Origin of the sequence: Phascolarctobacterium succinatutens (genome assembly GCF_023497905.1) — a bacterium.
Classification (GTDB): Bacteria; Bacillota; Negativicutes; order Acidaminococcales; family Acidaminococcaceae; genus Phascolarctobacterium_A; species Phascolarctobacterium_A succinatutens.
In genome coordinates this window covers 2300009-2315525 of the sequence record NZ_CP097284.1, presented here as the reverse complement: position 1 = coordinate 2315525, position 15517 = coordinate 2300009, and the positions used below count along the sequence as shown (strand labels likewise).

12 protein-coding genes are annotated in these 15517 nt (G+C 45.1%); 11 read left to right on the top strand and 1 reads right to left on the bottom strand.

Going from position 1 to position 15517, the window contains the following annotated elements; all coding sequences use genetic code 11:
* Positions 1–167: 167 nt before the first annotated feature.
* The 10 genes from M5E81_RS11150 to M5E81_RS11105 all read left to right on the top strand — a co-directional run bounded on the left by M5E81_RS11150 (position 168) and on the right by M5E81_RS11105 (position 13318).
* On the top strand, positions 168–1301 hold the full coding sequence (locus M5E81_RS11150) for a hypothetical protein (protein ID WP_249747534.1): 1134 nt from the start codon (positions 168–170) through the stop codon (positions 1299–1301).
* A 60-nt stretch (positions 1302–1361) separates the two neighbouring features.
* A complete protein-coding gene (locus M5E81_RS11145; protein WP_249747533.1) occupies positions 1362–2468 on the top strand; it encodes a nucleoside hydrolase in 1107 nt (368 codons plus the stop codon).
* Positions 2469–2598: 130 nt separating this feature from the next.
* Entirely contained in the window at positions 2599–3744 is a 1146-nt protein-coding gene (locus tag M5E81_RS11140) for a hypothetical protein (RefSeq protein ID WP_249747532.1), read from the top strand.
* 57 nt (positions 3745–3801) lie between these two features.
* Entirely contained in the window at positions 3802–4275 is a 474-nt protein-coding gene (locus tag M5E81_RS11135) for a hypothetical protein (protein ID WP_009145496.1), read from the top strand.
* A 10-nt stretch (positions 4276–4285) separates the two neighbouring features.
* The gene (locus M5E81_RS11130) at positions 4286–5035 is read left to right on the top strand and encodes a hypothetical protein (RefSeq protein ID WP_009145497.1); all 750 of its coding nucleotides are present in this window, start codon (positions 4286–4288) and stop codon (positions 5033–5035) included.
* 422 nt (positions 5036–5457) lie between these two features.
* Positions 5458–6267 (top strand): hypothetical protein, encoded by an 810-nt coding sequence (locus tag M5E81_RS11125; RefSeq protein WP_249747531.1) that lies wholly within the window; start codon positions 5458–5460, stop codon positions 6265–6267.
* 251 nt (positions 6268–6518) lie between these two features.
* Positions 6519–7166: a DUF6935 domain-containing protein gene (locus tag M5E81_RS11120; RefSeq protein WP_249747530.1), complete on the top strand. Its 648-nt coding sequence runs from the start codon at positions 6519–6521 to the stop codon at positions 7164–7166.
* A gap of 219 nt (positions 7167–7385) precedes the next feature.
* Entirely contained in the window at positions 7386–9002 is a 1617-nt protein-coding gene (locus tag M5E81_RS11115) for a bifunctional metallophosphatase/5'-nucleotidase (protein WP_009145500.1), read from the top strand.
* A gap of 36 nt (positions 9003–9038) precedes the next feature.
* Positions 9039–10100 carry an NHL repeat-containing protein gene (locus tag M5E81_RS11110; RefSeq protein ID WP_249747529.1) on the top strand — a complete coding sequence of 354 codons (1062 nt, stop codon included), beginning with the start codon at positions 9039–9041 and terminating at the stop codon, positions 10098–10100.
* 311 nt (positions 10101–10411) lie between these two features.
* The gene (locus tag M5E81_RS11105) at positions 10412–13318 is read left to right on the top strand and encodes a Z1 domain-containing protein (RefSeq protein WP_249747528.1); all 2907 of its coding nucleotides are present in this window, start codon (positions 10412–10414) and stop codon (positions 13316–13318) included.
* A gap of 19 nt (positions 13319–13337) precedes the next feature.
* Here M5E81_RS11105 and M5E81_RS11100 read toward each other — a convergent pair whose 3' ends face one another.
* Entirely contained in the window at positions 13338–14723 is a 1386-nt protein-coding gene (locus tag M5E81_RS11100) for an IS4 family transposase (protein WP_249747014.1), read from the bottom strand.
* Between the two features lie 130 nt (positions 14724–14853).
* Here M5E81_RS11100 and M5E81_RS11095 point away from each other — a divergent pair, with 130 nt between their 5' ends.
* Positions 14854–15306: a hypothetical protein gene (locus tag M5E81_RS11095; RefSeq protein ID WP_249747527.1), complete on the top strand. Its 453-nt coding sequence runs from the start codon at positions 14854–14856 to the stop codon at positions 15304–15306.
* Positions 15307–15517: the final 211 nt, after the last annotated feature.

The following is a 15517-nucleotide window of genomic DNA, read 5'->3' as shown; positions in this document are numbered from 1 at the left end:
GGAAATATAACCTAAAATCTCAAAAAACTCCCTCAAAATCCTCAAAATCCCCCCCTTCTCCTACCCGAAATCACCCTTTCGGGTGGGGCGCTTTTGCTTTTTTTAGGCTAGACTATAGGTGTAAACAATCAGCTGCAAAGCAGGCAACAGGAAGCGGAGGGATTGATATGCTGAAAGAAAGCTGGAAAAAGATTTTGCTGGGTGCATTACTGCTTACCGGGTTGACCATGCTCCTGGGCAGTGACAGCTCTGACAAAAAAGCAGACTCGCTGCTCGCTATGCCTAAGGCAGAAGCCGCTGCTATGCCTGCCTACGAGCAGGAATATATGAAAATTGTGGAGGGTGTCTGCGATTATTTGACCACGGGTAATACTGCCGGACTGCCGGCGCAGGGATTGATAGGCTTTGAGGAGCTGGAGGGTCATAATGATCCTGGTCAGGGCGTAAGCAGTGTCGGCTATACGCTGCAGGATATCAATAATGATAAGGTGCCGGAGCTGATTTTGGGTCTGATTGATTATCCTGAGGGCAAGGGCTATTATGGCCGGGATATATATGCTGTCTATACCTTTGTTGATGGTAAGATAAAATTTGTTGACGAGGGCTGGTCGCGCAGCCGACTGCGTCTGCTTCCTCAAGATATGCTGAGCAAGCGCACCTGTATCGACGATAACGATATGGAATGGATGCTGGAAATGAAGGATTTGCTGCGGGACGGCAGTTTGCGTCAGGGACAAACCTTCTATACAAAAGTTGAGGATGGCAGATGTAATGTTTACCGAAAATATTTAGATTTAAATGATACCTTTGTTACCCAAAAAACCTCCATGCACTTTGACGATATGATGAATATTGACCTTGGTGCCCAAAAGCTCGAGCTTTTACCGCTTGCGGAATACAGCAGCCGTGGCTTTAAGGGACTGGTAATGCAGCATCTTAACTGTATGGGCTTGCATGAGCTGCAGGATAATAGGGTAGATCTTTCCGCATATGAGCATGTTTATGTGGATAATCCCTCCCAGGGAGCAGAAGTGTTGTTTAGCAGTAATACTTCTCTGGCGAGCTTTGAAGTGCTGGATTTGCAGGGTGACAGCAGCAGAGTTATCTACAGCAAAGGACTGCTGAAACCGGAAGAAAAGCTGGTGCTGCATCTGGAAAGCTTTGAAACTGATCCTGAGCTTGACTATGAAACTGTTATCAAGAACGGTATCTGCTTCAGGGACGACACCGGCAGCCTGCGCAAGTTTGCGATTCGGGCGAAGGTTATGGACGGCAGTGTTTATCTGGAGGAGATTGATTAAGGTAAAATCTGCATTCTGTGCGGAAATTTATAGAATTAGAGATTTTAGGAGGTAATGAAAATGAAAATGAAAAAATTAACCAGCTTATGTGGTTGCCTGCTGCTTTCCATGTGCATGGGCGTTGGCGCTATGACTGCTCCGCTGTCTGCTGAGGCTGCAGCACGCGAAAAGGTTATTCTGGACGCAGATATGGTAGATTTGTTTGATGACGGCATCGCTATGATGATGCTTGCCGAATCTCCCAAAATGGACCTGAAGGGTGTTACCATCGTTATAGGCAATACCTGGGTTGAAACCGGTACCGCTTCCGCTATCCGTCAGCTGGAGGGCATCGGCCGCACCGATATCCCTGTATATATGGGCGTTAATGAAACCGTCCGCAAGGACCGTTTCGCTAACATGAAGGAAGAAAAACGCATTTACGGCCGTGGCCATGACTCCCATCTGGGCGCTGCAGGCTATCCTCAGCCGGTATCCTGGCAGGCTGAATACCGCAAGAATTATAATGATGAGCCTGTTATGAACCCGCAAAAGGAACATGCTGCTGATTTCATCATTGATACTATCAAAAAGCATCCGGGCGAAGTAACCATCGTTGCTATCGGCAGCGGTGCTAATCTGGCAGCTGCTCTGGACAAGGCTCCGGAAATCGCTCCGCTGGCTAAACGCGTTGTTTATATGGCAGGCGCTTTCTTCTGCGAAGGCAACGTAATGCCGACCTCCGAATTCAACGTTTGGATTGATCCGGAAACCGCTAAAAAGGCTTACCGCGCTCCTTGGAAGGAGCAAATCTTCCTGCCGCTGGATGTTTGCAGCAAGGAACTGATGAGCCACAATGATTTTAAGGATCTGGAAAGCCGCATTAAGAGCGACCGCTTCAAGGCTATGTGGGAAAGCCATTATGCTACCCCGATGTTCCGCAAGGATCCGTCCTTCAAAAACTACATTTGGGACGTTCTGGCAGCAGCAGTTGCTATTGATCCGTCCGTAATTCTGGAATCCGAAACTCTGCCGATTGATGTTGATGACCAATACGGCTATGGCTACGGTCAGACTATGGGCTTCCGTGGCGCTGCTCCTGAGGGTGCTCAGAATGCGAAGATTGTTTACGCTGTAGACCGCGCTAAAATTTGGAAGATGGTTGAGGATGTATTCAACAAGCTGTAAGCAATAATTTTGTGATTTAAAGCTCGCGCCCTACCCGAATTTGTACTTTCGGGTAGGGCGCTTTAGTTTTTTTTAGAGTACAATATAGGTATAAAAGATTAGCTGCAAAGTGGGAAGCGGAGGGATGGAGATGTTGAAGAAAAGCTGTAAAAATGTTTTAGTTGGAGCAATGCTGCTGGCTTCATTGGCAATGCTGCTGAATGGCTGCGGTTCGGATAAGCAGGCTGCAGCAACGCAGCCCAAGGCCACGAAGGTGGAGGAAGCTGCAACAGCTGTGGCGAAGGTGCCTGCCTATGAGCGCGAATACGGCAAGCTGGTGGAGGGGATCTATAATTTTGTGAATGATGGCGATATGGGTAAAGTGCCGCAGCAGGGCATGACCGGAATTTATGAGCTGCGGGATCGTATGGGTTACGTTGATGCGTTGAACATGCTTGGCTATACGCTGCAGGATATCAATAATGACAAGGTGCCGGAGCTGATTTTTGCTATCTTGGATAACGAAAAGCAGGGCAAGGGCTATTATGGCAAGGATATCTATGCTGTCTATACCTTTGTTGACGGTAAGATAAAATTTGTTGATGAGGGCTGGGCACGCAGCAATCTGCAGCTGTTGCCGAACAATATGCTGCTGATGCGTGGCAACAGCAGTAATACAGACTATGTGCTGGTGCTGGAGGATTTGCTGCCGAACGGTAATAAAAGATGCGTTGATATGTATTTTACCCGTTCAAAGAACGGTAATGCGGCTGTCAACGGCCTTGATGTCTACCGTAACGATGTGGGCAGAGATGATGTGGCTGCTTCGCAAAAGACGAATATGACTGCGGATGATTTCTTTGATATGGGCGCAGAGATGGCCGGTGACAGCGTGAAGCTTGAGCTGTTGCCGTTGAAGGAATGCAAGCAGAGAGGCTTTAAGGGCCTGGCGATGCAGTATCTGGAATGCATGGGCGTACACGAGCTGCAGGATGCAAAGTTTGATCTTTCCAAGTACGAGCAGGTTTCCGTGCCTAATCCATTTAAGGGTGCGGATGTAATTTTCCGCAGTACGAGAAATCTGGAAGAGTTCCGCCTGCTGGAGCTTGCTTCCGGCAAGAGCGTTTACAGCAAGGATTTGCTGATGGCTGATGAAAAGCTGGTGCTGCATCTGGAGAGCCTGGAAACTATTCCCAAGAACGGTATCAGCTTTAAGGATGATGCAGGCAGGGAGCGCAGGTTTGCGATTCTGCAAAGCGGTAAGGACGGCAGTATTTATCTGCAGGAGATTGAGTAAGGTGTATTTCCTGAAGGAATTTAATATTTGATGTAAAAAACTTTGGAGGTGTTTTTTATGTGTAAAAGATTTTTAGGTGCAATGTTATTGGCGCTTGGGATTGGTTTGTTTGGCGGTTGGGGCAGTGCTCAGGCCAACAGTGCGCCGGAGTCTACTCAAAGCATGCTGCATGTGTGCTGGCTGAAGGATGCTCATGTTAATCCTGCGGCCTGCGAGGTTGTGAGAATGCCGGATGCTTTTGAGCCGGCGAAGGCTGTAGTGACGAGTTCGGTGGATTTCCCTGATTTTCAGGTTGTGGCGCTGGATTTGCGTGAGGTGAGCGCTGAGGGCTATCCTGTTTTTAACGTGCAGTCTATTTATTATAAGGATTTCCTGCGTGCGACGGAGCCGATTATTATTGTGATGCGTGATTCCGAGTCCTTCCCGCGCAACGGTATTGCGGTGCGCGATTCTTTGGGCAGGGAGCGTGTTTTCGGTATTGCTATCAGTGGTGAGGACGGAAGCCTGCTGCTAAGTGAGGTTGAGAGATAGAGGTGCGGCGATGAAGAGATTATTTAGCTTGCTGATGTTCTGCCTGCTGCTGCTTGTCAGCGCAACAGCGATGGCAGCATCTTATGGTGCATATCCGTATATGCGTTATGGTGCGAATGGCAGGGATAATGCTTCTTTGCATCTGATTTATACGCAGTCCGGCATTTTTGCTTCTGTTGTTACTTATGATTTGCAGGACGGTAATGCGCCGATGTTTAAGGGCGTGGGTATGCTGGAGAACGGTTCGCTGGTATTAGAGGATTATTCTTTTGATGTGGGCCGTCATGGTGAGGATACACGTTATTTTGGTTATGGCTCTCAGCCGCTTGTTTGCGAGGCCAGAGTGCAAGATGGTAAGCAGGTTGTGCTGCTGCCGACGATTGATGCACGCGAGATGGGTATTACTAAGGTGAGTGAGCCTGATATCGGCGGTACTTATAGGTTTGAGGGAATGCAGGCGGAAGAGGATTATACTATGGCGATGTATTTTCTGCGTAAGCTGAATGTGAAGAATACCGGTTTGGATTTGAGCAGTAAGGATTATTGGTTTGGCTATGGCAGTCGTTTTGCCGAGGATCCGAACAGCGTTTTTAATTCGTATCTGCCGCAGGATGCCGGCGATTATTTTGGGGTTTATGTTTATAATAAGAATGATGAGCTGGTTATGACTTATTATGTGCATCCGAATTTGTGGGATGCGTATCGTGTGACGGTTGATGGTGAGATTAAGATGTTGTGCAGCAATGATGCTATGGGTTGAGGCTGTGAGTTGAGTTTGAGGTCCTTGCAACGTAAGTTAATATTGCGGAGCAGGGGTCTTTTTGATGTTGAAAAATGGGTTGCTTGTGCGTCGCAATTAAATATCGTTTCAGTCAGTAGCAATTTTCCTATGCCTTAGGGCATAACGCAAATTTCGTGCGGAACCAGGACGAAGCATCGGTACAATTTGTCAGACGGTAAAAGAATGTTACGTACCCTTGCTTCTATGGTTCCAAGCACTCATTTGCTAAAATTGCTATTCCTTACACGATATGTTAATTGCTCGTGCTGGTGTTCTGCTAACCTTCTTGCCTGCCCCCTCGGGGAAGGTGCCGAACGTAGTGAGGCGGAAGGGGGTTGTGTGCGTTAGTGTAGTGTATTACCTTTCTTGCGGGTGCTTGCTTGTTGTTTGGAGGTGAGCTTATGAAGAAGCTTTTATGTGCTTTGGCGTGCGGTGCGCTGCTGTTGTGCGGGTGGATGTCGGTTGCGCGGGCTGATTATTATGAGATGTATAATCCTGCTACTCATGTTGAGGGTGGTGCTATGGAGTATGAAACTACGCGCGGCGTTTTAATGGATTTGAAGGTGCACAGCGTTGAATGGCAGGATGACCATTACCGCTTTGAGACCGAGGCGAGCGGTGTGGTGCGTTTTGCGCATGACGGTGAGCGTTTTATCGGTTATCTGCATGTGCCGAATCTTGCAAGCTATGAAAATGGTATGGGTTATCCTTCTCGGTACAGATATAGTATGCCGCTTTATGAAAAGTATGCTTTGAGTAATCCGCAGGGATATCAGGCGCAGAGCAAGCTGTACGGTGCCTGGATTTTGGGTGAGCCTGAGGGTAATAATCGGGTGCTGCCGTCCCTGGCCGGTACCTATGAAAGAAGCAACAAAAGAGGTACTCGCTTTGTGCAGGGTGAAACGGAAATGCCCTGGAACGTAGCGATGCTGTTCTTGCAGCTGGTGTTGGAGCCGAATGTTAATTTGCTGGACAGAAACAATTGCCATTTCAGCTTCTGGGATTATCAGTGGGAACAAGAAAAGGCTTTGTATCCGGATGTTGACAAGCGTTACAGCTATCATACTATGACTAAGGCGGGAGATCCAGATGCTCCTAATCCGGTGCAATTTAAGGATGCGCGCTATCTGGTAGAGAAAAGCGGCAGGCTGATTTATAATGTTGCCGATGACGGCACGGTAAGGAAAATTTACGATTTGGCTGATGAGTAAGCCGCAGATGCTTGCGCACGATTTTGGCAATGATGGTGGCGCTTATGCGGTTACTGAGATTGCTGTGTATGACAATGCTGAACTGCTGCTTTAGGCAGAAATTTCCTTGAAAAACAGAAAAATTTTACTCATCCTACCCGAAATCGGCAGTTTGGGTGGGGTGCTTTAGCACATTCCGTTGTACAATGAGCTTGTAAGGAAACATGCCTGCGTATCTAACAGCGTAGGATGATTCTGAGGAGGTGCAACAAATGAAGAAAGGTATTGTATTAGCTTGCTGCGTAATGCTTTTGGCGGGACAATTGCAATCTGCAGAAGCTCTTGACTGGAACAGAAGAATCGGCGTAGACAGAATGATCGACAGAACCATTGATAATACTATTAACAGGGCGGTGAATAAAGTGGAGAAACAGGAAAAAACCAGACGTGTCATTTTCCAGAATCTGCCGCAATCGGCAGCTGAAATCGGACCGGAAACAGATGCTCAGCAGGTAGCGGCTTATACCGTGGCAGCATTGGCTCGCTACGAAACCAATCCGGCAGAGGCTATTGCTATGCTCAACAAGCTGCTGGGACCAAGACCGGTACCTAAAAGAGATGAACAGTTCCTCGCAGACCGCTTCCGCGGCAGACAGTATCTGATGCGCTCCTACTTTATGGGTGCAACTCCGGCGAATAACTATCAGCCGGATATGCCGTATACCGTAGAGATTAAAACCAATGCCTATACCTATCAGGAGGAAGGCTATGCACGCTTCCTGATTTCCTGCGGCGGTGCCGACAGCTCGCGCCCGATGACTGTGCGCCAAAAGGCTTCTACCGGCGAATGGTTCCTGTGGGATTACAAGGGACTGCTTAGCGGTATCCAGACTCCGGCAGCAGATGATCCGTGGGCCTGAGAATAATTCAGCTGAAAAAACAATAGCATAATAAAACCAGCAGCCTTCCGGTGCTTCCGGTAGGCTGCGTTTTTGTATGCTAAGGCCGAAATAATCGGAAAATACGCTGAAAAGCCTGTTTTTTTGCCTCACCCTACCCGAAATCAGCCTTTGGGGTGGGGCGCTTTTGCTGCTTCTTGCTTATAATATAATTACAAAAGATGGAAGGAAGTGGTGTATATGAAAAAGTTCTGGAAAAAAACATCGCTGTTTTTGGTGACTGCAGCAATGACTGTTTCCGCTCCGCTGATGGCGTGGGCGCTGGAGCACGACATTGTTATTCTGCATACTAATGATATCCATTGCGGTATTAATGATAATATCGGCTTTGCCGGTCTGGCGCAGATTAAAAAGGATGCCCTGGCAAGAACGCCGAACGTAGCGCTGGTGGATGCAGGCGATGCTATTCAGGGCGCACCTATCGGCAAGCTGTCCCGTGGTCTGGCAGTTGTCGATATTATGAATTATCTGGGCTATGACTTCTGTATTCCCGGTAATCATGAATTTGACTACGGCATGGACCGCTTCCTGGAGCTGGTGCCGCTGCAGCGTGCAGGCTATTATTGCGCAAATTTTGTTTATGCAGGCAACAACAAGCAGGTTCTGCCGGGCTACAAAATTATGCAGTATGAGGATACCAAGGTAGCCTTTGTGGGTGCGAGCACACCGGAAAGCCTGACAACCTCCACGCCTACCTTCTTCCAAAATGAGAAGGGCAAGTATATTTACAGCTTCTGCGAGGATAAAACCGGTAATAAACTGTACAAGCAGCTGCAGAAGAATGTCGACAAGGCACGCAAGGACGGCGCGGACTATGTATTTATCGTAGGTCATTTGGGCATGGACGGCACTACTCCGCAGTGGAGCAGCGAAAGCGTTGCTAAAAACACTCAGGGCGTAGACGCTGTTATCGACGGACACTCTCACGAGCGTTTCACCCGTATGGTTAAAAATAAGGTAGGTAAGGACGTGCTGCTGGCACAGACCGGTACTAAGTTGAAAACTGTAGGCGAGCTGGTAATTACTCCCAACGGCAAGCTGAAGAGTCAGCTGATTACCGAATCCAACGACAAGGACGCCAATATTGCAAGAGTTATTGCCCAGGAAATAAAGACCTATGAGCCTTTGCTGAAGCAGCCTGTGGGCGAAGCCTTGGTACAGCTGCGCAGCAATGATCCTGCAACCGGTGGGCGCATCGTGCGCAACCGTGAATGCAGCTTGGGTGACTTTGTTGCCGATGCCTATCGAGCAGTGCTTGATTGCGACGTAGTTCTGGTAAACGGCGGCAGCATCCGCAACGAAATCAAAACCGGCGTAATCAGCTACAACGATTTGCTGGAGGCCTTCCCCTTCGGTAACATGTGCGTAGTTTTAGAGGTAAACGGCCAACAGATTCTGGATGCTCTGGAGATGGGCGCTATCAGCTATCCTGAAGAAAGCGGCGGCTTTATGCAGGTATCCGGACTGAGCTACACGATTGACAGCGCTGTTCCTTCCTCTATCGAGCTTGATGCCAAGGGCAACTTCGTGCGTGTTGCCGGTGCCCGTCGCGTAAGCGATGTTAAAATTGACGGCAAACCGTTAGACGTTAAGAAAAAATACACCGTTGGCGGCACCTCCTATATGCTGAAATCCGGCGGTGACGGCATGACGATGTTCAAGGGAGCGCATCTGGTGCAGGACGAAATGATGAGCGACGCAGATACGATTATGGAATATCTGCAGAATCATCTGAATGGCAAGGTTGGCGAGCAATATGCTAATCCTTACGGCGATGGCCGTATTGTAATCAAATAAAAAGCTTTTCCATAGTAAAATGAGGAGATGATTGTTATGTTGAAGAAACGTATTGCGATGGGAATTTTGGCCGGACTGCTGGCCTGCAGCTTTATTGCCGGCTGCGGCGGGGGCGACAAAGGCACCAGCGAGCCCCCTAAACCGAAACCGATTGCTGCTGATTTGAAAGATCTGCCGAATAAGGATGTTAAGGTCGGTATTAAAACCTTTAAGCTCTTTACTCTGAAGAATAATTCTAATCTGCATTTGCAAAATACTTATAGCAAGGGTATGAGGGTGGCTGTTGTCGGCAGAGATATGATTTATGCCAATATTAAGGACAGACTCGTTCAGATGCGGTGGGATAAAGATGGTCTGCGCATGTTGGACAATAATGTTGATTCTATGTCCGGTAATGCTAAGATTTCTTCCGACGGAACCAGAGGCATTTTCTATACCAATAAGAGGATGAGACTCAACTATTTCGATAGTGAAACCAAACGTATTGAAGAGGCACAAGGACGCTTCAATAACCTTGTTGTAATTCCTAAGGGCAATGCTGACAAGGCTTTGATCTGGATGAACCAGGGCGAAATGAGAAAGGTTGATCTTCGCAATGGCTACAGAGTAGGCAAGGATTTGGGCACAGTACGTAAGGAATCCAGAAGCCGTGATGCTGCCGACAAGGATAAAATCAATATTCCGCAGAGCGTTGTTGCAGACAGAAACGGTGATTTCTATGTTGGCGGCAATGCGCGTATCGGCACCCAGGATGTAGGCTTGGTAAGCGTTTATGACTTTAATGGCAAGCAAAAACGCGTCATCGGCAAGGAAAAACGTGAAGATAGCAATGCCATCAATTCCTTAACCGATATAGCTTTGACTGATGAATATCTGGTAGTCAGCGATTCCTCTGTAGACAAGCAGCAGCTGCAGATTTACAGAAAGAACACCGGCACTCTGGTTGGTACCGTAAGTTATAAGGATTTGACCGATAATAAGGAAACCAGCATCGGTGCATGTGTAAACCTGGCAAATATGCCTGATAACAGAGTCCTGGTTGCCCTCAGCAATGACAGAAAAAATATTAAAGATGAATTCTTCATCCTGCAGCTGTAATGTAGGGTAGAAGGCATTACAGAAGCTGTAAAATTTAAGAAATAAAAAATAAAATTTTTATACGCAACAGATACTAAGGGCTGTTGCGTATTTTTTATGCAGTTAGTAGTTAAATGAACAGATTACAATTTTTTATTTTCAGGTAAAATTGTAGTATGCTGGTCATAGAACGCTTATTTATGACAAGGTTGATTTTTAGTAAGTAAAGTTATAAAATAAATGTATATGGTAATTTGCTATAGAAATATTTATTGCAAAATACTTGGCAAAATGAGCAAAGATAATTCATCGTAAATACAAGGAGAATGTTTATGAACACAGATGGCAGAATTTATAAAACAATAGTTGTATCTAAACCTGATAAGTATACAGATGAGCTGAAAGAGAGAATTGAGGAATTAGGTTCTTTGTGTTTGAATAACCTTAATCAGGATGACTATCATCCTATTATGATGCTTGGTAGTATTCAATCTGGTAAGACGAGGGCTTTTATTGGATTAATGGCTTTGTGCTTTGATAACGACTTTGATATGACCATTATTTTAACTAAATGCAGTAAAGCATTGGTTCAACAGACTGTTAGCAGGATGATGGCTGAATTTGCTGAAGTAAAGTCAGGTAAAAGTAATATTGGTGATGTTGTAGCTCAAAATATTCTTGATATAGACTTTGGCAGTGAGACTACAGAAGCCGGTAAGCAAAAGATTGTAAGACAGTTTTTGAAGCGCTATCCGGAGAAGAAAAGAATAATAGTTGTAAAAAAACAAGCTGATAATGTAGATAGAATGATTCGCTTGATAAATGAAATTGTTGCTTCTAATAAATATAAAAGAATACTGATTGTTGATGATGAAGCTGATATTACCTCTATAGGATATGAAGGAAAAGCAGATGATTTGACATTAAGAAGAGTATCTGGCGCTGTAAACACTGCTCGTAAGAATTGTGTGAACAGTGAAGTTCGTCATGTGTTGATGCAGGTTACAGCAACTCCTTATGCTTTATATTTGCAGCCTGATGCTTTTAGCAATGAAGATATAATGCCTATAAAACCGGAGCGCACAGTTGTATTACCTACTGGCCAGGGATATATTGGTGGAAAGTATTACTTCATGGATTCGCAAGATGAGTACTCAGATAATTATCATAAGGCTATGTATTTGCCGTACATAGTTCCACAGGAAGAAATGGATTTACTTAATGGCACCAAGAAAAATAGTGGCAAAAATATTGCGTTAACAGATAAGCGTGTAGTAAAACCAGAAAATTTTTTGGAACTGAACGGAGCTAAATATGCGTTGCCAACGCTAAGAAAATGGATTTTTGACGTTTTGGTAGGTACTGCAATTATACAGTTACAAGAGGGTTGCAGAGATTATTATGTTTCAGCGGTTATGCATGCTTCCATCAATAAAAAATTACATAAACATGAAAAGGATTTTATAGAAAATGGCTTTGATATTATTCGTAGAGAACTTGAACGCGATATAGATAGCTCCTTAATAAAAGAATATCTCCAAATATCTTATGCTGATTTGGCACAGTCTGTTAAAGCATATAATGTTATAAACTTACCATCGATGAATGAAGTTGCAAGAGTAATAGCCTATAAAGATGAAGACGGAGATTTGGAAGGAATTATCACAGAGGTTGACATTAAAGAAGTTAATAGTGATAAAGATATAGAAAAACTTCTTGATGCAAATACGGGTGAGCTGAAATTGGAAAATTCCTTGACGATTTTTGTAGGAGGACAAGTATTAGATAGAGGAATAACTATACCTTCATTAATTAGCTTTTTCTATGGTCGCGATCCTAAACAGATGCAACAGGATACAGTTATGCAACATTGTCGAATGTTTGGCTATCGTAGTGAAAACCTTCTTTCTGTTACCAGATTTTATACTACAGCAAGACTGTTAAATAATATGACTGATATTATGGAACGAGACTGTATTTTGCGTGAACGCATGCAAAGACAAAAAGGTGGCAGTGTGGTTTACCTGGAATCTGGAAATAAGATAATTGCTTGTTCAAAAGTTAAAATTGCAGCTTCGGATATTAAGACTATTTTACCGGAAAAACGTTATTTGCCGGTTGGCTTTACTGTAAAAAGAACTACAAGATTAAAGAACAAAATAGATGAGATTGTAGAAGAACTGCACTGCAGTAAGCAAACAGATTATAAAAAAGGACTAGATATAGACGATAGTATGTATTTGCTTATTGATAAAGATAAAGCTTTAGAATTATTGCGTTATTGCTACGATATGATAGAGCCAGATCAACTAGAAACAAAATGCAGTGTTTTTGCTGATATTGAAAGCCCATTTTTATTTTCTACTAGTCAATGCGATAAAGTGGCTTTGATTGTTAGAAGAAATCGTCAAATTGGCATGAAAAAGAAAAGAGGTAATACAGATACATACCAAGATGCACCTGATGATGGTAATAATGAAGGTCTTTTGGCTAAAAATCTTAGAGACAGATATCCTGTATTGGTGTTGACTGAACAGTGCAATCCTGTATGGAAAAATGCATTTTGGTGGCCTGTGTATTATACTCCGTCTGATATGAATATAGGAATTTACGCAGAGACTAATGCGAATTCAGTAGTTAGGGAAAATGTTTTTAGTGCCAGCAAGAAAGCTATTAAATTTACTGGCTTCCCGGTAATTAATAATAGTAGAGCTAAAGTTAATGAAATAAAGAAAATAGAAGCTGCAATTAATAAAATCATGAAATTTAGGGACGAAAAATTTAAGTTTCGTGAGTTAGGGAATATTGTTCCCCAAAGAGAAGGGTTGGAATGTAAAGTTTATATAGATAATGGATCTGAAAAACCTGGTGAAGATAGTTTACTGAAGCAGATTAAACAGTTAAAAGAAAAGACAATGGAAGCAATAAGGCAAACTTCTATCAGTACTGATAAAATCAAAAATATTGACCGATTCTATTCTTTACTGTTAAATAATGATTTTTCAGAAGAAGTGGATTATCTTCATGATAAAATATTAGAGGAATTAAAGGGTTACAAAAACAGAGCTGTTGCTGAAATATGTAAATATGTTGATGAAGCATTGGATGTGCTTCGCAACTCGTTTATAACGCTTGGGTATTTTGAACCTAAAGGCAGTGGTGTTTGTGAAATACGCATATATTATGACTCAAACTTCGCACACGGAAAACATCCCGTATGCCTTGATAAATCAGCTTGAACTGAATGTCGAAAGCCATTCACGCACACTTCTGTGCACGCAGACGACTCATCCAAAGAGCGGGCAGATCGTTCAGGAATCGTTCCAAGAGCGATTCGACCAGCAAGACTTCTGACGGATATTCTGCCCGAAGCTGCTCCGCAAACTCCTGCAACACGAGGCGAAGCGCTTCCATGTACTTCAAGTCCGGAAGCTCATCAAGCCCCAGATAGAAGAGCTCGCCGAGGCTTCGCCCATCCGTGTTCTCACGTTCCTCGACAGCCAGGAGCATATATCGTGTGCAGACGACGGCGACATGCGCCGTCATCGCATCGTAGGAGACGGAACGACAATCCTTGCCGAGCCGCAGGTAGGACTTGCACGCTTTGAAGAACACCTCGATGCCCCAGCGCTTCCCGTAGAGCTGGATGACTTCTTCCTCCGAAAGCGAGAGGTCTGTCGTGACGAGGACGAGATAATCCTTCCGCTTGTTGCGGTTCCGCACGAAGACCAATCGCACAGGCACGAGGGATTCTCCCTGTTTCGTCGCGACAGCATCGACGGACAGGAGGTAACGCGAGCGTCCGCGGCGTTTCTTGTGTTCCTTGTAGATGGCCTTGACGTTCGAGATCTTCCCTTCGCAGGGGTAGCGCACCTTCTTGCTCTTCTTTGCCATAGCGGTGACGTCATAGCCGAGGTCATGGATGGCTTTCAGCGACGACGGCGAGCAGAACCATGTGTCGAAGAGGACGTACTGCGCGGGGATTCCTGTCGCCTTGACCTCCTGCAACAAATTGAGGACGACGGCTGGCGCTTCCATCTGCGCGAGCTTGCGCTGCTTTCCGCCGTTGCTTCTTGCATCGACGGATGCGCTGGCCTCATTGAGCCGGTTCTTTTCCTTCGAGGTTGAAAGAAGGCAGAACGTGAGTGGCAGGAACGTGTTCCCGTCCGTCCAGCCGAGGACGAGCAAGCGGAAGCCCTTCGTATAGCGGCGGCTCACATGGTCGTAGACGTTCGCCAAGAGTTCCACGCGCTTGGAACGCGAGCGGCTGAAGAGCGAATCGTCGACGACGATGGCACAACGCCGGCCGGCATCCGTCAGCGGCTTGATGGTTTCGTTGATGATCCGCGCCGCAAGAAGCAGCGTGAACTTGCGCCAGTTCGTGTGGCAGGAGTTCAAGAAGCGGTAAGCCGTGTCCTTGCCGAACGGCAGCGAATCCTCGTGAAGTCGGCGCTGCATATAGAGCGAGCGGTTCTCGAAGATGATGCTTACGAGCACGAGGAAAACGAGAATGGAGGAAAATCCTTTGAGCTTGCAAGCGTTGGCCGCGCGCAGAATCTGGCCGACATGATAACGACGGAAGAACGCCGAAGTTTTCTTCGAGATGGATTCCATCTGCTGGGTGGTTTGTGATATACTTTTCATAGCATGAGCCTCCGGTGCTTGGTATGTTTTTGAGCCAACATAATTATACCAAACTGGCAAGACTCATGCTATTTTTCTGTTTACAAAGCCTGGACTTTCAAGGGGTGCAGGGGATTTTTACCTGCGAAGTTTGAGTTATGATAAAATAAGCAACGAATGCACTAATGCTGAAGCTAGAATGGAGTTGCTAATAAACGTTATAGCACATGAAATGCAACATGCGTGGCATTATGCTGATACTATGACAAAGAGTGGACGCTGGTTTTATAGTAGAAAAGCATTTTTGAAACAAGGATGGACTCAAGAGTCTATAGCTGAATATTTTGCATTATGCTATGCTAAAAAAAGAAAAGCTGAAGGCAAAGCGTTTGCATATAACAACTTGACCAATGATCGTGATATTGCGCAGTTTCCTAAAGATGGTGGTTATAGTGGAGCTTTATTAATAGATAAAGAACCGGATATGTTTAAAGATATTTATCTTATGTCTATTGAGGATATGCCTACTGCTTATGATAAGTATTTGAAAGTTTTAAAGGAGAAATATCAGGATAAAAGTAAGCGTAAAACAAGCAAGCGTTAAAAAATTCTCTCATACGTCAAAAGAGGCTGGGACAAAACCCAGCCTCAAAAAAGCATATATATTGATTGTTATGTTTAGCTAATATGTATTGCTTAATTGAGCTTATATATCAGCGTCCTGTTTTAGGTTTATATTGGAACCCCATAAAGGTAGATTTAGGGGGATTATAGAAATGACTCTAGCTTGGATTTAACAGGTGTTTGTTAGATGG

Bases quoted from the DNA above. Each gene is read 5' to 3' on its own strand.
- M5E81_RS11150 (WP_249747534.1), top strand. From the start codon at position 168: ATGCTGAAAGAAAGCTGGAAAAAGATTTTGCTGGGTGCATTACTGCTT.
- M5E81_RS11110 (WP_249747529.1), top strand. From the start codon at position 9,039: ATGTTGAAGAAACGTATTGCGATGGGAATTTTGGCCGGACTGCTGGCC.
- M5E81_RS11100 (WP_249747014.1), bottom strand. From the start codon at position 14,723: ATGAAAAGTATATCACAAACCACCCAGCAGATGGAATCCATCTCGAAG.
- M5E81_RS11115 (WP_009145500.1), top strand. From the start codon at position 7,386: ATGAAAAAGTTCTGGAAAAAAACATCGCTGTTTTTGGTGACTGCAGCA.
- M5E81_RS11135 (WP_009145496.1), top strand. From the start codon at position 3,802: ATGTGTAAAAGATTTTTAGGTGCAATGTTATTGGCGCTTGGGATTGGT.
- M5E81_RS11105 (WP_249747528.1), top strand. From the start codon at position 10,412: ATGAACACAGATGGCAGAATTTATAAAACAATAGTTGTATCTAAACCT.
- M5E81_RS11120 (WP_249747530.1), top strand. From the start codon at position 6,519: ATGAAGAAAGGTATTGTATTAGCTTGCTGCGTAATGCTTTTGGCGGGA.
- M5E81_RS11140 (WP_249747532.1), top strand. From the start codon at position 2,599: ATGTTGAAGAAAAGCTGTAAAAATGTTTTAGTTGGAGCAATGCTGCTG.
- M5E81_RS11125 (WP_249747531.1), top strand. From the start codon at position 5,458: ATGAAGAAGCTTTTATGTGCTTTGGCGTGCGGTGCGCTGCTGTTGTGC.
- M5E81_RS11145 (WP_249747533.1), top strand. From the start codon at position 1,362: ATGAAAATGAAAAAATTAACCAGCTTATGTGGTTGCCTGCTGCTTTCC.
- M5E81_RS11130 (WP_009145497.1), top strand. From the start codon at position 4,286: ATGAAGAGATTATTTAGCTTGCTGATGTTCTGCCTGCTGCTGCTTGTC.